The 13,109-nt window shown below is 64.2% G+C and carries 16 protein-coding genes; 11 read left to right on the top strand and 5 right to left on the bottom strand.

Annotation, left to right across the window (positions count from 1 at the left end):
* Nucleotides 1-22 precede the first annotated feature (22 nt).
* The gene (locus tag ACODS5_RS17835) at nt 23-859 is read left to right on the top strand and encodes a CvfB family protein (RefSeq protein ID WP_489109286.1); all 837 of its coding nucleotides are present in this window, start codon (nt 23-25) and stop codon (nt 857-859) included.
* Here the strand turns inward: ACODS5_RS17835 and ACODS5_RS17840 are convergent, their stop codons facing one another.
* The gene (locus ACODS5_RS17840; RefSeq protein WP_134693582.1) at nt 860-1,240 is read right to left on the bottom strand and encodes a hypothetical protein; all 381 of its coding nucleotides are present in this window, start codon (nt 1,238-1,240) and stop codon (nt 860-862) included.
* Nucleotides 1,241-1,413: 173 nt separating this feature from the next.
* Between ACODS5_RS17840 and ACODS5_RS17845 the strand changes: the two genes are divergently transcribed.
* The 3 genes from ACODS5_RS17845 (at nt 1,414) to def (ending at nt 3,280) form a co-directional block, all read left to right on the top strand.
* On the top strand, nt 1,414-1,593 hold the full coding sequence (locus tag ACODS5_RS17845; protein WP_023629533.1) for a CsbD family protein: 180 nt from the start codon (nt 1,414-1,416) through the stop codon (nt 1,591-1,593).
* Between the two features lie 194 nt (nt 1,594-1,787).
* Entirely contained in the window at nt 1,788-2,744 is a 957-nt protein-coding gene (locus ACODS5_RS17850; RefSeq protein ID WP_134693583.1) for a YihY/virulence factor BrkB family protein, read from the top strand.
* A complete protein-coding gene (gene def / locus ACODS5_RS17855; protein WP_489109287.1) occupies nt 2,744-3,280 on the top strand; it encodes a peptide deformylase in 537 nt (178 codons plus the stop codon). The genes ACODS5_RS17850 and def overlap by 1 nt, the downstream gene beginning before the upstream one ends.
* On the opposite strand, the gene ACODS5_RS17860 is transcribed toward def, so the two are convergent.
* Nucleotides 3,235-3,675, bottom strand: coding sequence for a GNAT family N-acetyltransferase (locus ACODS5_RS17860; protein ID WP_134693585.1), 441 nt, complete (start codon nt 3,673-3,675; stop codon nt 3,235-3,237). The genes def and ACODS5_RS17860 overlap by 46 nt on opposite strands.
* 254 nt (nt 3,676-3,929) lie before the next feature.
* Between ACODS5_RS17860 and ACODS5_RS17865 the strand changes: the two genes are divergently transcribed.
* Nucleotides 3,930-4,187: a DUF2790 domain-containing protein gene (locus tag ACODS5_RS17865; protein ID WP_186661163.1), complete on the top strand. Its 258-nt coding sequence runs from the start codon at nt 3,930-3,932 to the stop codon at nt 4,185-4,187.
* A gap of 44 nt (nt 4,188-4,231) precedes the next feature.
* Here ACODS5_RS17865 and ACODS5_RS17870 read toward each other — a convergent pair whose 3' ends face one another.
* Nucleotides 4,232-5,575, bottom strand: coding sequence for an aminotransferase-like domain-containing protein (locus ACODS5_RS17870; RefSeq protein WP_489109288.1), 1,344 nt, complete (start codon nt 5,573-5,575; stop codon nt 4,232-4,234).
* 90 nt (nt 5,576-5,665) lie between these two features.
* Between ACODS5_RS17870 and ACODS5_RS17875 the strand changes: the two genes are divergently transcribed.
* The 5 genes from ACODS5_RS17875 to ACODS5_RS17895 all read left to right on the top strand — a co-directional run bounded on the left by ACODS5_RS17875 (nt 5,666) and on the right by ACODS5_RS17895 (nt 9,554).
* On the top strand, nt 5,666-6,619 hold the full coding sequence (locus ACODS5_RS17875; RefSeq protein WP_489109289.1) for a threonine dehydratase: 954 nt from the start codon (nt 5,666-5,668) through the stop codon (nt 6,617-6,619).
* Nucleotides 6,620-6,702: 83 nt separating this feature from the next.
* Nucleotides 6,703-7,344 (top strand): LysE family translocator, encoded by a 642-nt coding sequence (locus ACODS5_RS17880; protein WP_134693589.1) that lies wholly within the window; start codon nt 6,703-6,705, stop codon nt 7,342-7,344.
* A 109-nt stretch (nt 7,345-7,453) separates the two neighbouring features.
* Entirely contained in the window at nt 7,454-7,879 is a 426-nt protein-coding gene (locus ACODS5_RS17885; protein ID WP_134693590.1) for a YybH family protein, read from the top strand.
* A gap of 44 nt (nt 7,880-7,923) precedes the next feature.
* The gene (locus ACODS5_RS17890) at nt 7,924-8,268 is read left to right on the top strand and encodes a YciI family protein (RefSeq protein ID WP_134693591.1); all 345 of its coding nucleotides are present in this window, start codon (nt 7,924-7,926) and stop codon (nt 8,266-8,268) included.
* Between the two features lie 47 nt (nt 8,269-8,315).
* On the top strand, nt 8,316-9,554 hold the full coding sequence (locus ACODS5_RS17895; RefSeq protein ID WP_489109290.1) for an RNA polymerase sigma factor: 1,239 nt from the start codon (nt 8,316-8,318) through the stop codon (nt 9,552-9,554).
* Between the two features lie 43 nt (nt 9,555-9,597).
* Here ACODS5_RS17895 and ACODS5_RS17900 read toward each other — a convergent pair whose 3' ends face one another.
* On the bottom strand, nt 9,598-10,068 hold the full coding sequence (locus tag ACODS5_RS17900; protein WP_134693593.1) for a MaoC family dehydratase: 471 nt from the start codon (nt 10,066-10,068) through the stop codon (nt 9,598-9,600).
* 33 nt (nt 10,069-10,101) lie between these two features.
* On the bottom strand, nt 10,102-11,046 hold the full coding sequence (locus ACODS5_RS17905; protein ID WP_134693594.1) for an alpha/beta hydrolase: 945 nt from the start codon (nt 11,044-11,046) through the stop codon (nt 10,102-10,104).
* Nucleotides 11,047-11,247: 201 nt separating this feature from the next.
* On the opposite strand from ACODS5_RS17905, the gene fadD2 reads away from it, so the two are divergent.
* Nucleotides 11,248-12,936, top strand: coding sequence for a long-chain-fatty-acid--CoA ligase FadD2 (gene fadD2 / locus ACODS5_RS17910; RefSeq protein ID WP_489109291.1), 1,689 nt, complete (start codon nt 11,248-11,250; stop codon nt 12,934-12,936).
* Nucleotides 12,937-13,109: the final 173 nt, after the last annotated feature.

Consider the following 13,109-nt stretch of genomic DNA (forward strand, 5'->3'; position numbering starts at 1 on the left):
CTTGTCTTGAGGATCTTCGGAAATGGCTCTGCTTGGGCGTTACAACAGTTTGCAAATCGTGAAACACGTGGAGTTCGGCCTGTACCTGGACGGCGGCGCCGACGGCGAAATCCTCCTGCCGCGGCGTTACTTCCCCAAGGACGCCGAGCTGGAGCTGGATGACTGGCTCAACGTGTTCATCTACCTCGACAGCGAAGACCAGCTGATCGCCACCACCGAGAAACCGAAGATGCAGGTGGGCGAGTTCGCCAGCCTCAAGGTCAAGGACATCAATGGCGCGGGTATCTTCCTCGACTGGGGCCTGTCCAAGGACCTGCTGATGCCGTACTCGGAAGAGTCGCGGCCATTGAAGATTGGCGACTACTGCGTGGTGCACGCCTATCTGGACAAGCGTACCCGGCGCATCACCGCCACCGCCAAGCTGGATCGCTACCTGGACCTCGCCCCGGTCGACTATCAGATCGGCCAGCCGGTGGAACTGCTGGTGGCCGGCGAGACGCCCATGGGCTTCAAGGCGATCATCAACAACCGCCATTGGGGCCTGATCCACAAGAACGAAGTGTTCAAGTTCCTGCGTTCAGGCATGCACGAGAAGGGCTTCATCAAGGAAGTGCGCCACGACGGCAAGATCGCCCTGAGCCTGCAACCGGTGGGTCAGGCGTTGGCCGACAGCCTGCACGAGCAGATCATGCAGCGCCTGGAGGCGGCCGGTGGTGTGTTGCCGGTGTGCGACAAGAGCGACCCGGCGCTGATCAGCCAGATGTTCAACGTCAGCAAGGGCAACTTCAAGAAAGCCATCGGCGCGCTGTTCAAGCAGGGCCGCATCGTCATCCATGACGATCGCATCGAGCGGGCCTGATCAGGCCTGCACGAAGGTGCTGAAATCCAGCTGCTCGCCACCCGGGCGGGTGTCGCGCAGCCGTGAGTCGCGGTCGGCGCTCAAGGCCAGGCTGATGGTCGAACGGCGCTTGCCGGGGTTGCGCACTTCCATTTGCTCCTGGTGAGCGCGCAGGAAGTTGGTGGGCACCTTCAGGTGCTGCAGTTCGTCGGTTTGCGGGGTGTGCAGCAGCAGGTTGACCCAGTCGGGCTGGCCCTTGCGCAGCAGGGCCACCGGCACCTCGAACCACCACAGGTTGCGCTTGGGGTCGAGGATGGCGAACAGGGTGTTGTCGCGGTTGAGCACCGGCCGGGTCAGCGCTTCGTTGCGCCGCGCGATGGCGGTGGGCTTGTCGAGTTTCATGCAGGTTCCTGCGGGTTGACGCTAGATTGGCCTGCCATTGTGCGGCGGGCTCCATCGCGGGGCAAGCCCGTGCTCGCGTCGTCCCTCGCAACAAATTGAAACTCTGGCGAGGCGGCATGGGTCGATCTGATGTCGACACGATTTTCCGTGTCTTTCCTTCAAGGAGACATCCCATGAGTGGCACCAAGGACAAAGCGAAGGGCCTGGCCAACGAGGCCGTGGGCAACATCAAGCAGGGCGTCGGCAAGGTGACCGACAACGACAAGCTGCGCGCCGAAGGCAAGGCCCAGGAGCTCAAGGGCGAGGCGCAACAGGCGGTAGGCAAGGTCAAGGATGCCGTGAAGAAGCCGTGATGCCTGCCTGATTGAACTGTAGGCGCCAGCAAGGCTGGCGCCTACAGTCATCATCATGATTTCGGGTAGCCGTTTTCCTGCATTGGCCATTGAGCCGTCACAGTTGCGGCACGGTCTATTAGACTTGCCTGCATTGCCAGGGTTTTTTCGGCGTTGGCCGGCCCTCCGATGATCAAGCGGCGAAAGGAGACGCTATGATTTTTCCCGACCTGCGCGGCCTGCCTCTGCACCGTGTGCTGGTGCGTACCGTCAAGGAGTTTCTCGATGACGAGATGTCCACTTATGCCTCCGCGCTGGCCTACCAGATGCTGTTCTCGCTGTTCCCCTTCCTGCTGTTCCTGATCGCCCTGATCGGTTTTTTGCACCTGCCGGACTTCTTCTCCTGGTTGCGCCTGCAATCGGAGCTGGTGCTGCCGCCCCAGGCCCTGGAGCAGGTCAACCCGGTGATCGACCAGTTGCAGCAATCCAAGGGTGGCTTGCTTTCGGTGGGTATCGTCATTGCCCTGTGGACCGCCTCGGCCGGCGTGCGCCTGATGATGAGCGCGATGAACGCCGCCTACGATGTACCGGAGGGCCGCCCGGTGTGGAAGCGCTTCCCGCTGTCGATCATCTACACCGTGGGCATCGCCGGCATGTTGCTGGCCGCCGCCGCGCTGATGGTGCTGGGGCCGCAAGTCATGGAGTGGATCGCCTCCCAGGTCGGGCTGGAGGAAGCGGTGGTGGTGGTCTGGACCATACTACGCTGGCCGGCGATCATCATCCTGATGATGGTGGCAGTGGCGTTGATCTATTACGTGATGCCCGATGTGAAACAGAAATTCCGCTTCATCACCCCAGGCTCGGTACTGGCGGTGGTGGTATGGATCGTCGCCTCGCTGGGCTTTGCCTACTACGTGAAGACCTTCGCTGACTACAACGCCATGTATGGCAGTATCGGCGCGATCATCGTGCTGCTGCTGTACTTCTATATCTCCGCCGCCGTGTTGCTGCTGGGCGCGGAGATGAACGCGGTGATCGAGCATATGTCGGCCGAGGGCAAGGACCCTGGCGAAAAGACGTTCAATGAGGACAACCCGCAGCAGACCGTCACCGTGCTCGGCCATGAGCACCCGGTAACCTCCGAACCCCAGACCCGCGAGCCGAACACCTGATGATCCGTGACATTCTCAAGATGGGCGATGAGCGCTTGCTGCGCATTGCCCCGCTGGTACCTGAGCACATGCTCGGCAGCGCCGAACTGCAGCAACTGATCGACGACATGTTCGAAACCATGGCCCATGTCGGCGGGGTTGGCCTGGCCGCGCCGCAGGTCGGTATCGACCTGCAACTGGTGATCTTCGGTTTCGAGCGTAGTGAGCGCTATCCGGATGCCGAACCGGTGCCGCGGACCATCCTCCTCAACCCGGTGATCACCCCGCTGGCCATGGAGGTCGAGGACGGCTGGGAGGGTTGTCTGTCGGTGCCGGGCCTGCGTGGTGTGGTACCGCGCTACAAGCACATCAGCTATTCGGGCATCGACCCCCAGGGCAAGCCGATCAACCGCTTCGCCGACGGTTTTCACGCGCGGGTGGTGCAGCATGAGTGCGATCACCTGATTGGCCGCCTATACCCCTCGCGCATCCAGGACTTCAGCAAGTTCGGCTACACCGAGGTGCTGTTCCCCGGGCTTGATGTTGCCGACGACTGACCGCGGACCATCGCCATCAGCGGCTTGCTGCGCCGGTAGCGGGCCAGGCGCGAGGCCAGGGCTTGGGGTAGGTCGACGGCGGGGGTGAAGGCCAGGTTCTGGTAAAAGCGCGACAGGTCTGGGTGGCAGAACAGCCAGGTGGCGCCGGGCGCATCCCTCAGCGCAGCGTCGAGCAGGCGCGTGGCCACGTGTTGGCCCCGCCATTGCGGTGCGACGAACAGGGCGGTCAGCCACTGGCCGCCGGTGACGGGAGTCAGGTTCACCCCGGCAATGATTGCATCCGCGCGGGCTACCCATTGCTCGCCTTCGCCGGCCGCGCGCATGCGTGAGCCATGCTGGCGGTAGAAGTGATCCAGCAGGCGGCGCTGAACCTCGGGAAGGCGGCTGTAATTCATGGCAATTCAGTCAAAGGAGGATGAGTACGGGCGAGGGCTTTGTCGCAGATTGTTGCAAAAACGGCAAGGGTGAATGTCCGAGTTCGGGGTTCAACTATTCCGGCCTGGGAGTAAAATTTCCCACATCCCCCCAGCAGTACGATAAAGCGGGATCGGTACTTCGTGTCATCTTCGCAGTCGATGACAACTTCTCCGCGCCATTGACGGCTTCAGAAGTCACGCGACCAGCTTGATAGCCATCAAGGTCAACACCCATGAAAGCCCTACTGATTCTTGCATTGGTCGGTATGTCCTCGTTCGCCCTCGCCGATGAGGCCAAGACCGCCTCCAGCCAACCTGCCGTCGAGCAGTACGACTACTCGACCAACCTCGACATCAAGCGTGTCATCAGCTTGTCGACCATCCCCAACGTATGCGACGTGGTGCCTGCCACCATGACCTACGAGGACCATCAGGGCCAGGTGCACACCCTGCAGTACCGCGCCATGGGCGAAGGTTGCCGGCTGAATTGAGGCCCGGTGTCGTGGGCGTCGGTGTTCGCCGGCAAGGCCGGCGCCTACAGCGATAGTTGTCGACGTATCAGTTCCAGGCCCTGTTTCAGCTGGGCCCGGCTGCGCGCTGCCGACAGGCTGACCCGTACCGCCGGCACGATGTCGGTGCCAACCGCGAACACGCTGGCCGGGACGATCTCCACCCCTTGGGCGCGACAGCGCGCCACCAGTGTCTCGGCCTCTGGTGGCGTGGCCAGCCAGGCATGGGGCGAAGCTACGCCATCGGTTGTCAGCGCGTCGCCGAGGATCGTCCGCGCCAGGCGCCAACGTTCACCCAGCTCTTGGCGCTGCCAGGCCAGGCGCCGGGCAGCGCTGCCGTCGGCGATCCACTGGCAGGCGATGTGCAGGTTCAGCGGTGACACCGACCAGTGGGTGGCCTGGGCGTGGGGGTCGACCTGTTCCAGCAGGTCTGGCCGGGCGACGATCCACCCCAGGCGCAGGCCGGCGGCCACGGTCTTGGACAAGCTGCTGATCAGCACGCCACGGCCGTCGAGCAAGGGGTAGAGCGGCGGCAGGTCGGTCAAGGCGCCATACACGTCATCCTCGATCACCAGCAAGTCGTGGCGTCTGGCGACTTGCGCCAGCGCCTGGCGTCGGGCCTCGCCCATGCATGCCCCGGTCGGGTTGTGGAGGGTCGGGGTGGTCACCAGTACCCGTGCGCCGCTGGCCCGCACGACGCGGTCCAGCTCGTCCGGGCGCAAGCCCTGCGCATCCAGGGCCACGCCATGCACCGGCAGGCGCAATTGGCGACAGGCCGCCTTGATGCCAGGGGCGGTCAGCGCTTCGACCAGCACCGGTTCGCCCGCCTGGCACAGCGACTGCAAAACCAGGATCAGGGCCTGTTGGGCGCCACCGCACAGCAGCACCTGCTCGGGGACAAGCGCCAGGCCGCGGTTGGCCAGCCAGCGAGCCCCTTGGATCCGCCCCAGCAGCAGCTGCTCTGGCCCCAGGTAATGGTCGAGCAATGCGCTTTGCCCCTGCTCGAGCAAGTGGCGCAAGCTATGCGCGAGGTCATGATTGCGCGGGTCGGCCACCGGCACATTGGTCGACAGGTCTATCACCTGGTGTTGACGGGCGGGTTGCTTGAGCCGGAACAACGTCGCCTCCTTGCTCCCCGCCAGCACATAGGTGCCGCGCCCCACCTCGCCAGAGACCAGGTGCCGCGCGGCAGCCTCGCGGTAGGCCTGTTGCGTGGTACTGGGGTTCAGGCCCAGGGCCCAGGCCAGGCGTCGCTGCGGCGGCAGGCGCTCGCCTATCTTCAGCTCGCCGTGCTCGATGGCGGTGGCGATGGCCTCGACCAGCGCCAGGTAGCGCGGTTGCTGGTTGTCCGCCAGGGTGGGAAGCCACACGAAATTGTCGCCCATGCAATATAAGTTTGGACCCATACAATGCCCGGCCCTTAGCATCGGTTCAACCCATTACCGATAAGGACGCCCGCCATGTTCGACCTGCCCGCCCTGCGCGAAGCCGCCGCCTTCGTTCACCAGCATGTTCCGCCGACCCCGCAGCACGCCTGGCCGTTGCTGGCCGAACGGGTGGGCTGCGAGGTGTGGGTCAAGCACGAGAACCATGCTCCCACCGGCGCCTTCAAGGTGCGCGGCGGGCTGGTCTATGTGCGCTCGCTGCTGGCCGGCGACCAGGTGCCGCGCGGGTTGGTCACCGCCACCCGGGGCAATCACGGCCAGAGCATGGCCCTGGCGGCGCGTCAGGCCGGCTTGCCACTGGTGATCGTGGTCCCGGAAGGCAACTCGCCGGAGAAGAATGCCGCCATGCGCGCCCTGGGGGCCGAACTGGTGGAGCATGGCGTGGACTTCGACGTGGCCCGGGAAGAGGCAGCGCGCCTGGCTGAGGCGCGAGGCTATGCAATGGTGCCGTCGTTCCACCCGGAACTGGTGCGCGGGGTGGCCACCTATGCCCTGGAGCTGTTCGAGGCAGTGGCCGCGCTCGACTGCGTGTATGTACCGATCGGCATGGGCTCGGGTATTTGCGGGCTGATCCAGGCGCGCAATCTACTGGGGTTGTCCACCGAGATCGTCGGGGTGGTCTCCAGCGCAGCCGATGCCTATGCCCGCAGCTTCGAGCAAGGGCGTATCGTCACCACTGCCAGCGCCAATACCTTCGCCGATGGCATGGCCTGTCGAGTGCCGCAACCGCAGGCGTTTGCCATGGTACTCGAACACGCAGCGCGTATCGTGCGGGTAGAGGACCGCGAGATCGCCGAGGCCATGCGTTTGTACCACGAAACCACCCACAACACTGCCGAGGGCGCGGGTGCGGCGGGCCTGGCCGCGTTGTTGCAGGAGCGTGAGCGCCAGGCCGGCAAGCGCGTGGCGGTGGTGCTCAGCGGGGCCAATGTCGATCGCGAGCGCTATGCGCGGGTGCTGGCGGGTTGAACAACCCTGATTGAGTGGTTCGCCCTGTACCGCCAGGCAAGATTCGGGTTCAATCCAACGTTTCGCTTGCGACCGAGCCATCCATGCCCTTTTCCAACGGTTTTCTTCTCAGCCTGTCCCTGTGCCTGGACATCGGCATTGCCAACATCGCCATGATTACCTTGGCCATGCAACGTGGCTTCCTGCAGGGTTTCTGGCTTGGGTTGGGCACTTGTGTCGGCGACCTGGTCTACGCTATCGCGGCGCTGGCGGGCATGACCGTGCTGCTGCAGTTCGAGAGCGTGCGCTGGACGCTGTGGCTGGGTGGTTCGGCGTTGCTGGTGTGGTTCGCGTTGAAGATGCTGTTGGCGGCCTGGCGCGGCGGGCACTTGGAATCGCGCGGTGAGGTGGTGCTCGAGTCGGGCTGGCGCGAGTTTCTGCGCGGCATCTTCCTGGCCATGTCGTCGCCCAGCGCTATCCTCTGGTTCGCCGCGGTGGGTGGCGTGCTGATTTCCCGGTCCGGCGCGGGCAGTGCGCTCGATGCCGGCTTGTTCCTCGGCGGTTTCTTTGCCGCGGGGCTGTTCTGGTGCGCCGGGCTGTGCGGTATCGCCAGCCATGGCGGGCGGCTGCTGGGCGATCGCCTGCTGACCTGGTCCTACCTGCTGTCGGCGGCGATTTTCTGTTACTTCGCCGGGTATGTGATTTTGTCGGGTTATCGCGAGTTCATCCTGGCCGTTCCTGCCTGAGGTTGTTTTTTCGGCTGTGTTGTCGATTCGCGACGTTCTCGTTCGACCAGTGTTGAAGGTGCCGGAATGTGTTCGGCGCCACGCCGGCAAACACTGGGAGAAACCACCGATGAATGCTGCAGCTGAAACCGAGATCCGCCAACTGATCGAGCAATGGATGCAGGCCGTGCGCGAGCGTGACATCGAGCGCATCGTCCAACCCTACGCCGACGACATCCTGGCCTTCGATGCCATCCAGGCCCTGCAATTCAAAGGCAAGGCCGCCTACCGCGCGCACTGGGAAATGTGCATGGGCTATTGCACCGGGCCGATGGTGTTCGAACTGGCGCAGTTGACCGTGCACGCCGACGGCGATCTGGGCCTGGCCCATTGGCTCAACCGCTGCGGCCCGTCCGACGATGAAAGCCAGTGCGGTTTCATGCGTGCCACCGTTGGCTACCGGCGCAGCGGCGGTCAATGGCAAGTGATCCACGAACATTGGTCGGCGCCGATCGACATGGAAACGCAGAAGGCCCTGTTCAACCTCAAGCCTTGATACCGCCCATCGGCTATTACCCGCCCGACCTGCCGGAGACGATCATGAAATACCTGTGCCTGGTCTATTGTGACGAAGCGCTGTTGCACAGCTTGCCCGACAGCCCCGAAGACGCCGAGTGCATGGCCTATGCCGAGTCCATCCACGGCTCTGGACGCATGCTCGCCGCCGAGGCGCTCAAGCCGGTGCAAACCGCCACCACGGTGCGTGTACGTGCCGGGCATATGAGCCTGACCGACGGTCCATTCGCCGAAACCAAGGAGCAACTGGCCGGTTTCTACCTGGTCGATGCTCGCGACCTCAACGAGGCGCTGAATATCGCCAAGGGCATCCCGGCGGCGCGGGTCGGCAGCGTCGAGGTTCGGCCGGTACGTGAACTGCAACCCTGAACGGGAGCGAGGACCACCCGCATGGCGCAACAGGGAATGCCCATCCGATGACCGCTGAAGGGCGGGTGCGTCAGGAGGTCGAGGCGGTCTACCGTCGTGACTCCCGGCGTATCCTCGCGACCCTGATTCGCCTGCTGGGGGACTTCGACCTGGCCGAGGAGGCCATGCACGATGCCTTCTTCATCGCCGTCGAGCGTTGGCAGCGCGACGGCATCCCGGACAACCCGCGGGCCTGGCTGGTCTCCGCCGGCCGCTTCAAGGCCATCGACGGCTTGCGTCGGCGGGCGCGTTTCGATCGCTCCCAGGCAGACCTGATCATGTTGCTTGAGGGCGAGGCGAGTGACCCGAGTGAACAGGCGTTGCTGGCCGACGACCGCCTGCGATTGATCTTCACCTGCTGCCACCCGGCGCTGGCCGCCGATGCCCAGGTGCCGCTGACCCTGCGCGAGGTGTGCGACCTGACCACCGAGCAGATCGCCCACGCCTTCCTGCAGAGCCCGGCAACCATTGCCCAGCGCATCGTGCGGGCCAAGACCAAGATCCGTGATGCGAGGATTCCGTATCAGGTGCCGGAACTGGCCGAACTCCCGGAGCGCCTGGGAAGTGTGCTGCGGGTGATCTACTTGGTGTTCAACGAAGGCTACTCGGCGTCCTCGGGCGAGCATGTGACAACCCGTGAACTGATGGACGAGGCCATTCGCCTGGGCCGGCTCGTGGCGCAACTGCTGCCCGATGCCGAAGTGCTAGGGCTGTTGGCGCTGATGCTGTTGCAAGCTTCGCGGCAACAGGCGCGTAGCGATGCCAGCGGTGAACTGGTGCTGCTCGACGAACAGGACCGCAGCTTGTGGGACCGCGCGCAGATCGACGAAGGTTGCCAGTTGGTGCAGCAGGCGCTGCGCAGCCGTCAATTTGGCCCTTACAGCGTGCAGGCAGCGATCGCCGCGGTGCATGCCGAGGCGCCCAGTGCCGAGGCGACCGATTGGCACGAGATTGTCGGTTTGTATGATGTGCTGCAGCGGCACTGGCCGTCACCTGTGGTGGCACTGAACCGGGCGGCGGCGTTGGCCAGGCGCGATGGCGCGCAAGTGGGGTTGCAGGCGGTCGAGGCGATCCTCGCAGCGGGTGAGCTGGGCGATTACCACCTGGCCCATGCCGCGCGGGCCGAGCTGCATTGGCAACTGGGTAACCTCGAGCAGGCCCGCGAAGCCTGGCGGCAGGCCCTGGCGTTGACCCGCCAGGGGCCGGAGCGCCGGCATATCGAGCGGCGCTTGCGCGAGCTGGGCTGAGCGCCTACAGGTAGTCTGTGGGAGCGTGAGAGCCGCTGTACTTTCAGCTGGCGACGAACGCCGGCGGGCTGACCAGCTCGACGGTCTGCTGCTTGCGCGGCGCGAGGATTTCAGCCTCGCCAGCAACCACCAGCTCGTCGTTCTGGTTGTACACATTGGTGGCAATACGCACCTTGAACTTGGGCAGCTTCTCGAGAATTTCCAGGCGCACGGTCAGGGTGTCGCCGATCTTCACCGGTTTCTGGAAGCTCATCTGCTGGCCCAGGTAGATGGTGCCAGGGCCAGGCAGGGTGCAGGCCACTGCGGCGCTGATCAGCGCGCCGCTGAACATGCCATGGGCGATGCGCTCCTTGAACATGCTCTTGGCGGCGAACTCGGCGTCCAGGTGCACCGGGTTGTGGTCACCGGACATGGCGGCGAACAGCTGGATGTCACGCTCTTGCACGGATTTCTTGTACTCGGCTTTCTGGCCGACTTCGAGGGCTTCGTAGGGCGTGTTGCTGACCTGGGTCATCAGGGCTTCCTTGTGGGGCGGCGAGGGCGGCTATCATTCACTGCGGGCAGGGCGGCCAAGGGCCAGCGCCTGTTCCAGCCAGCCGATGATATCGGCGCTGACCTCATCGCGATGGGTTTCGTTGAGCACTTCGTGCCGTGCACCGGGGTAAAGGCGCAACTGTACATGACAGTTGCCGGTCGCGCGCAGGGCGTCGGCCAGACGGGTGAGACGCTTGCCGGCACTCACCGGATCACATTCGCCGCCCATCACCAGCAATGGCAGGTTCGGATCGATCTGCGCCAGCTGCCGCGCCTGGCTGATTTGCGCCAGGCCTTGCAGGAGATCGAGCCACAGCTGGTTGCTGCAACGAAAGCCGCACAGCGGGTCGGCGATGTACTTGTCCACCTCTACCTCATCGCGGCTGAGCCAGTCGAACGCGGTGCGGTTGGGCTTGAACGCCTTGTTGAACGAGCCGAACGACAGCCAGTCGATCAGCGCGCTCTTGCCCAGCGGCCCCTGGCGCCAGGCTTCGAGCCGGGCGATCAGGCGGGCCACGCGGTACAGCGTCACCGGCTGGAAGTTCGAGCCGCTGAGGATCGCCCCCTGCAGGCTGGCGCTGTGGTGCAGCAGGTAGGCCTGGGCGATGTAGCTGCCCATGCTGTGGCCGAACAGGAACAACGGCGTGCCGGGAAACTGCTGGCCGATGTGCTGGGCCAGCAGGCCCAAGTCGTTGACCACGGCATTCCAGCCATTGTGGCGGGCGAACAGGCCCAGGTGGCCGAGCTCGGCGGTGCGACCATGGCCGCGCAGGTCGGGGGCGAGCAGGGCAAAGCCTGCGGCATTGAGCGCCTGGCCCAGGCGCTGGTAGCGCCCGGCGTGCTCGGCCATGCCGTGGGCCAGCAGCACCACGGCCTTGACCGGCGTGGTCGGCAGCCATTGGTGCACGTACAGGCTGCAATGCTCGCTGGCAGGCAGCCAGAAGGCGTCGTGGGGCATGGCGGGTCCTTGCGCGCAGGGGGTGCCAACAGTGTATGCGCAAAGCGGCCGATTGCAGGAAGGGCAGAAAAGAGATTCACAATGTTAATGGCGGCACTTGGCGTATTTGCCACCTTCGGCATTGCTGCTAACGTCGGCTGAACGCCTTTTTGCCACCAGGCAATCAGGTCAGGGACGGTCCCGGCAGAGGAACAACAATAAATGCAAGCCGATTTCTGGAATGACAAGCGCCCGGCGGGCGTGCCTTCGACCATTGACCTGAATGCCTACACCTCGGTCGTCGATGTCTTCGAGCGCTCCTGCAAGCGCTTCGCCGACCGCCCGGCGTTCAGCAACCTGGGCGTCACCCTCAGCTACGCCGAGCTTGAGCGCCATTCTGCAGCCTTCGCCGCCTGGTTGCAGCAGCACACCGACCTGCAGCCTGGCGACCGCATCGCGGTGCAGATGCCCAATGTCCTGCAATACCCCATCGCCGTGTTCGGCGCCATGCGCGCCGGGTTAGTTGTGGTCAACACCAACCCGTTGTACACCGAGCGCGAGATGCGCCACCAGTTCCAGGACTCCGGCGCCCGTGCCCTGGTGTTCCTGAACATGTTTGGCAAGCGGGTCCAGGAGGTGTTGGCGGACACCGGCATCGAATACCTGATCGAGGCGAAGATGGGCGACCTGTTGCCGGCGGCCAAGGGCTGGCTGGTCAACACCGTGGTCGACAAGCTGAAGAAGATGGTGCCAGCCTATCAGTTGCCCCAGGCCGTGTCGTTCAAGCAGGTGCTGCGCCAGGGACGCGGGTTGCTGCACCAGCCGGTGCCGCAGGTGCTCGACGACGTCGCCGTGTTGCAGTACACCGGCGGCACCACGGGCCTGGCCAAGGGGGCCATGCTCAGCCACGGCAACCTGGTGGCCAACATGCTCCAGGTGCTGGCGTGTTTCGGCCAACATGGTCCGGATGGCCAGCCGCTGATCAAGGAAGGGCAGGAGGTGATGATCGCGCCGCTGCCGCTGTACCACATCTATGCCTTCACCGCGAACTGCATGTGCATGATGGTTACCGGCAATCACAACGTGCTGATCACCAACCCGCGGGATATCCCCGGTTTCATCAAGGAGCTGGGCAAATGGCGCTTCTCCGCGCTGTTGGGGTTGAATACGCTGTTCGTCGCGCTGATGGACCACCCAGGTTTCAAGGCGCTGGACTTCTCGGCGCTCAAGGTCACCAACTCCGGGGGCACCGCGCTGGTCAAGGCCACCGCCGAGCGCTGGGAAGCGCTCACGGGCTGTCGCATCGTCGAAGGCTACGGGCTTACCGAAACGTCACCTGTGGCCAGCACCAACCCCTATGGGCAGTTGGCGCGCCTGGGCACGGTGGGCATCCCGGTCCCGGGTACCGCGTTCAAGGTGATAGACGACGAGGGCAACGAGCAGCCTGTGGGCGAACGCGGTGAACTGTGCATCCAGGGGCCGCAGGTGATGAAGGGCTATTGGCGCCAGCCCGAGGCGACGGCCCAGGCGCTGGACGCCGAGGGCTGGTTCAAGACCGGCGATATCGCGGTGATCGACCCGGATGGCTTTACCCGGATCGTCGACCGCAAGAAGGACATGATCATCGTCTCGGGTTTCAACGTGTACCCCAACGAGATCGAGGATGTCGTGATGAGCCACCCGCAAGTGGCCAGTTGCGCGGCCATCGGTGTGCCCGACGAGCGCTCCGGCGAGGCGGTGAAGCTGTTCGTGGTGCCGCGTGCGGGCGGGGTCAGCGTCGATGAGCTCAAGGCCTTCTGCAAGGCCAACTTCACTGGCTACAAGGTGCCCAAGCACATCGTGTTGCGTGAGTCGTTGCCGATGACGCCGGTGGGCAAGATCCTCAGGCGTGAGCTACGGGACATCGCCTGACAGCATGCCATGGGTGCGGCGCGACGCCGCTCCCATGGCTGAACAAGGATGGCTCTAGCGCAAGGTTTTCAGGCGAATTCGCGACATTTTGTACAATTACTCTAAAAATGACCTATAAGGTTCTTTGAGTCATTTTTGTGACCGATCGGGCTGCTTTGGCCTCTAGGCGACCC

The sequence above is a fragment of the Pseudomonas sp. FG47 genome, from assembly GCF_057809115.1.

Coding starts and splice junctions, on each gene's coding strand:
- ACODS5_RS17845 (WP_023629533.1), top strand. CDS start 1,414: ATGAGTGGCACCAAGGACAAAGCGAAGGGCCTGGCCAACGAGGCCGTG.
- ACODS5_RS17835 (WP_489109286.1), top strand. CDS start 23: ATGGCTCTGCTTGGGCGTTACAACAGTTTGCAAATCGTGAAACACGTG.
- ACODS5_RS17860 (WP_134693585.1), bottom strand. CDS start 3,675: ATGAATTACAGCCGCCTTCCCGAGGTTCAGCGCCGCCTGCTGGATCAC.
- ACODS5_RS17900 (WP_134693593.1), bottom strand. CDS start 10,068: ATGACCCAGGTCAGCAACACGCCCTACGAAGCCCTCGAAGTCGGCCAG.
- fadD2 (WP_489109291.1), top strand. CDS start 11,248: ATGCAAGCCGATTTCTGGAATGACAAGCGCCCGGCGGGCGTGCCTTCG.
- ACODS5_RS17840 (WP_134693582.1), bottom strand. CDS start 1,240: ATGAAACTCGACAAGCCCACCGCCATCGCGCGGCGCAACGAAGCGCTG.
- ACODS5_RS17895 (WP_489109290.1), top strand. CDS start 8,316: ATGACCGCTGAAGGGCGGGTGCGTCAGGAGGTCGAGGCGGTCTACCGT.
- ACODS5_RS17890 (WP_134693591.1), top strand. CDS start 7,924: ATGAAATACCTGTGCCTGGTCTATTGTGACGAAGCGCTGTTGCACAGC.
- ACODS5_RS17880 (WP_134693589.1), top strand. CDS start 6,703: ATGCCCTTTTCCAACGGTTTTCTTCTCAGCCTGTCCCTGTGCCTGGAC.
- def (WP_489109287.1), top strand. CDS start 2,744: ATGATCCGTGACATTCTCAAGATGGGCGATGAGCGCTTGCTGCGCATT.
- ACODS5_RS17875 (WP_489109289.1), top strand. CDS start 5,666: ATGTTCGACCTGCCCGCCCTGCGCGAAGCCGCCGCCTTCGTTCACCAG.
- ACODS5_RS17865 (WP_186661163.1), top strand. CDS start 3,930: ATGAAAGCCCTACTGATTCTTGCATTGGTCGGTATGTCCTCGTTCGCC.
- ACODS5_RS17905 (WP_134693594.1), bottom strand. CDS start 11,046: ATGCCCCACGACGCCTTCTGGCTGCCTGCCAGCGAGCATTGCAGCCTG.
- ACODS5_RS17885 (WP_134693590.1), top strand. CDS start 7,454: ATGAATGCTGCAGCTGAAACCGAGATCCGCCAACTGATCGAGCAATGG.
- ACODS5_RS17850 (WP_134693583.1), top strand. CDS start 1,788: ATGATTTTTCCCGACCTGCGCGGCCTGCCTCTGCACCGTGTGCTGGTG.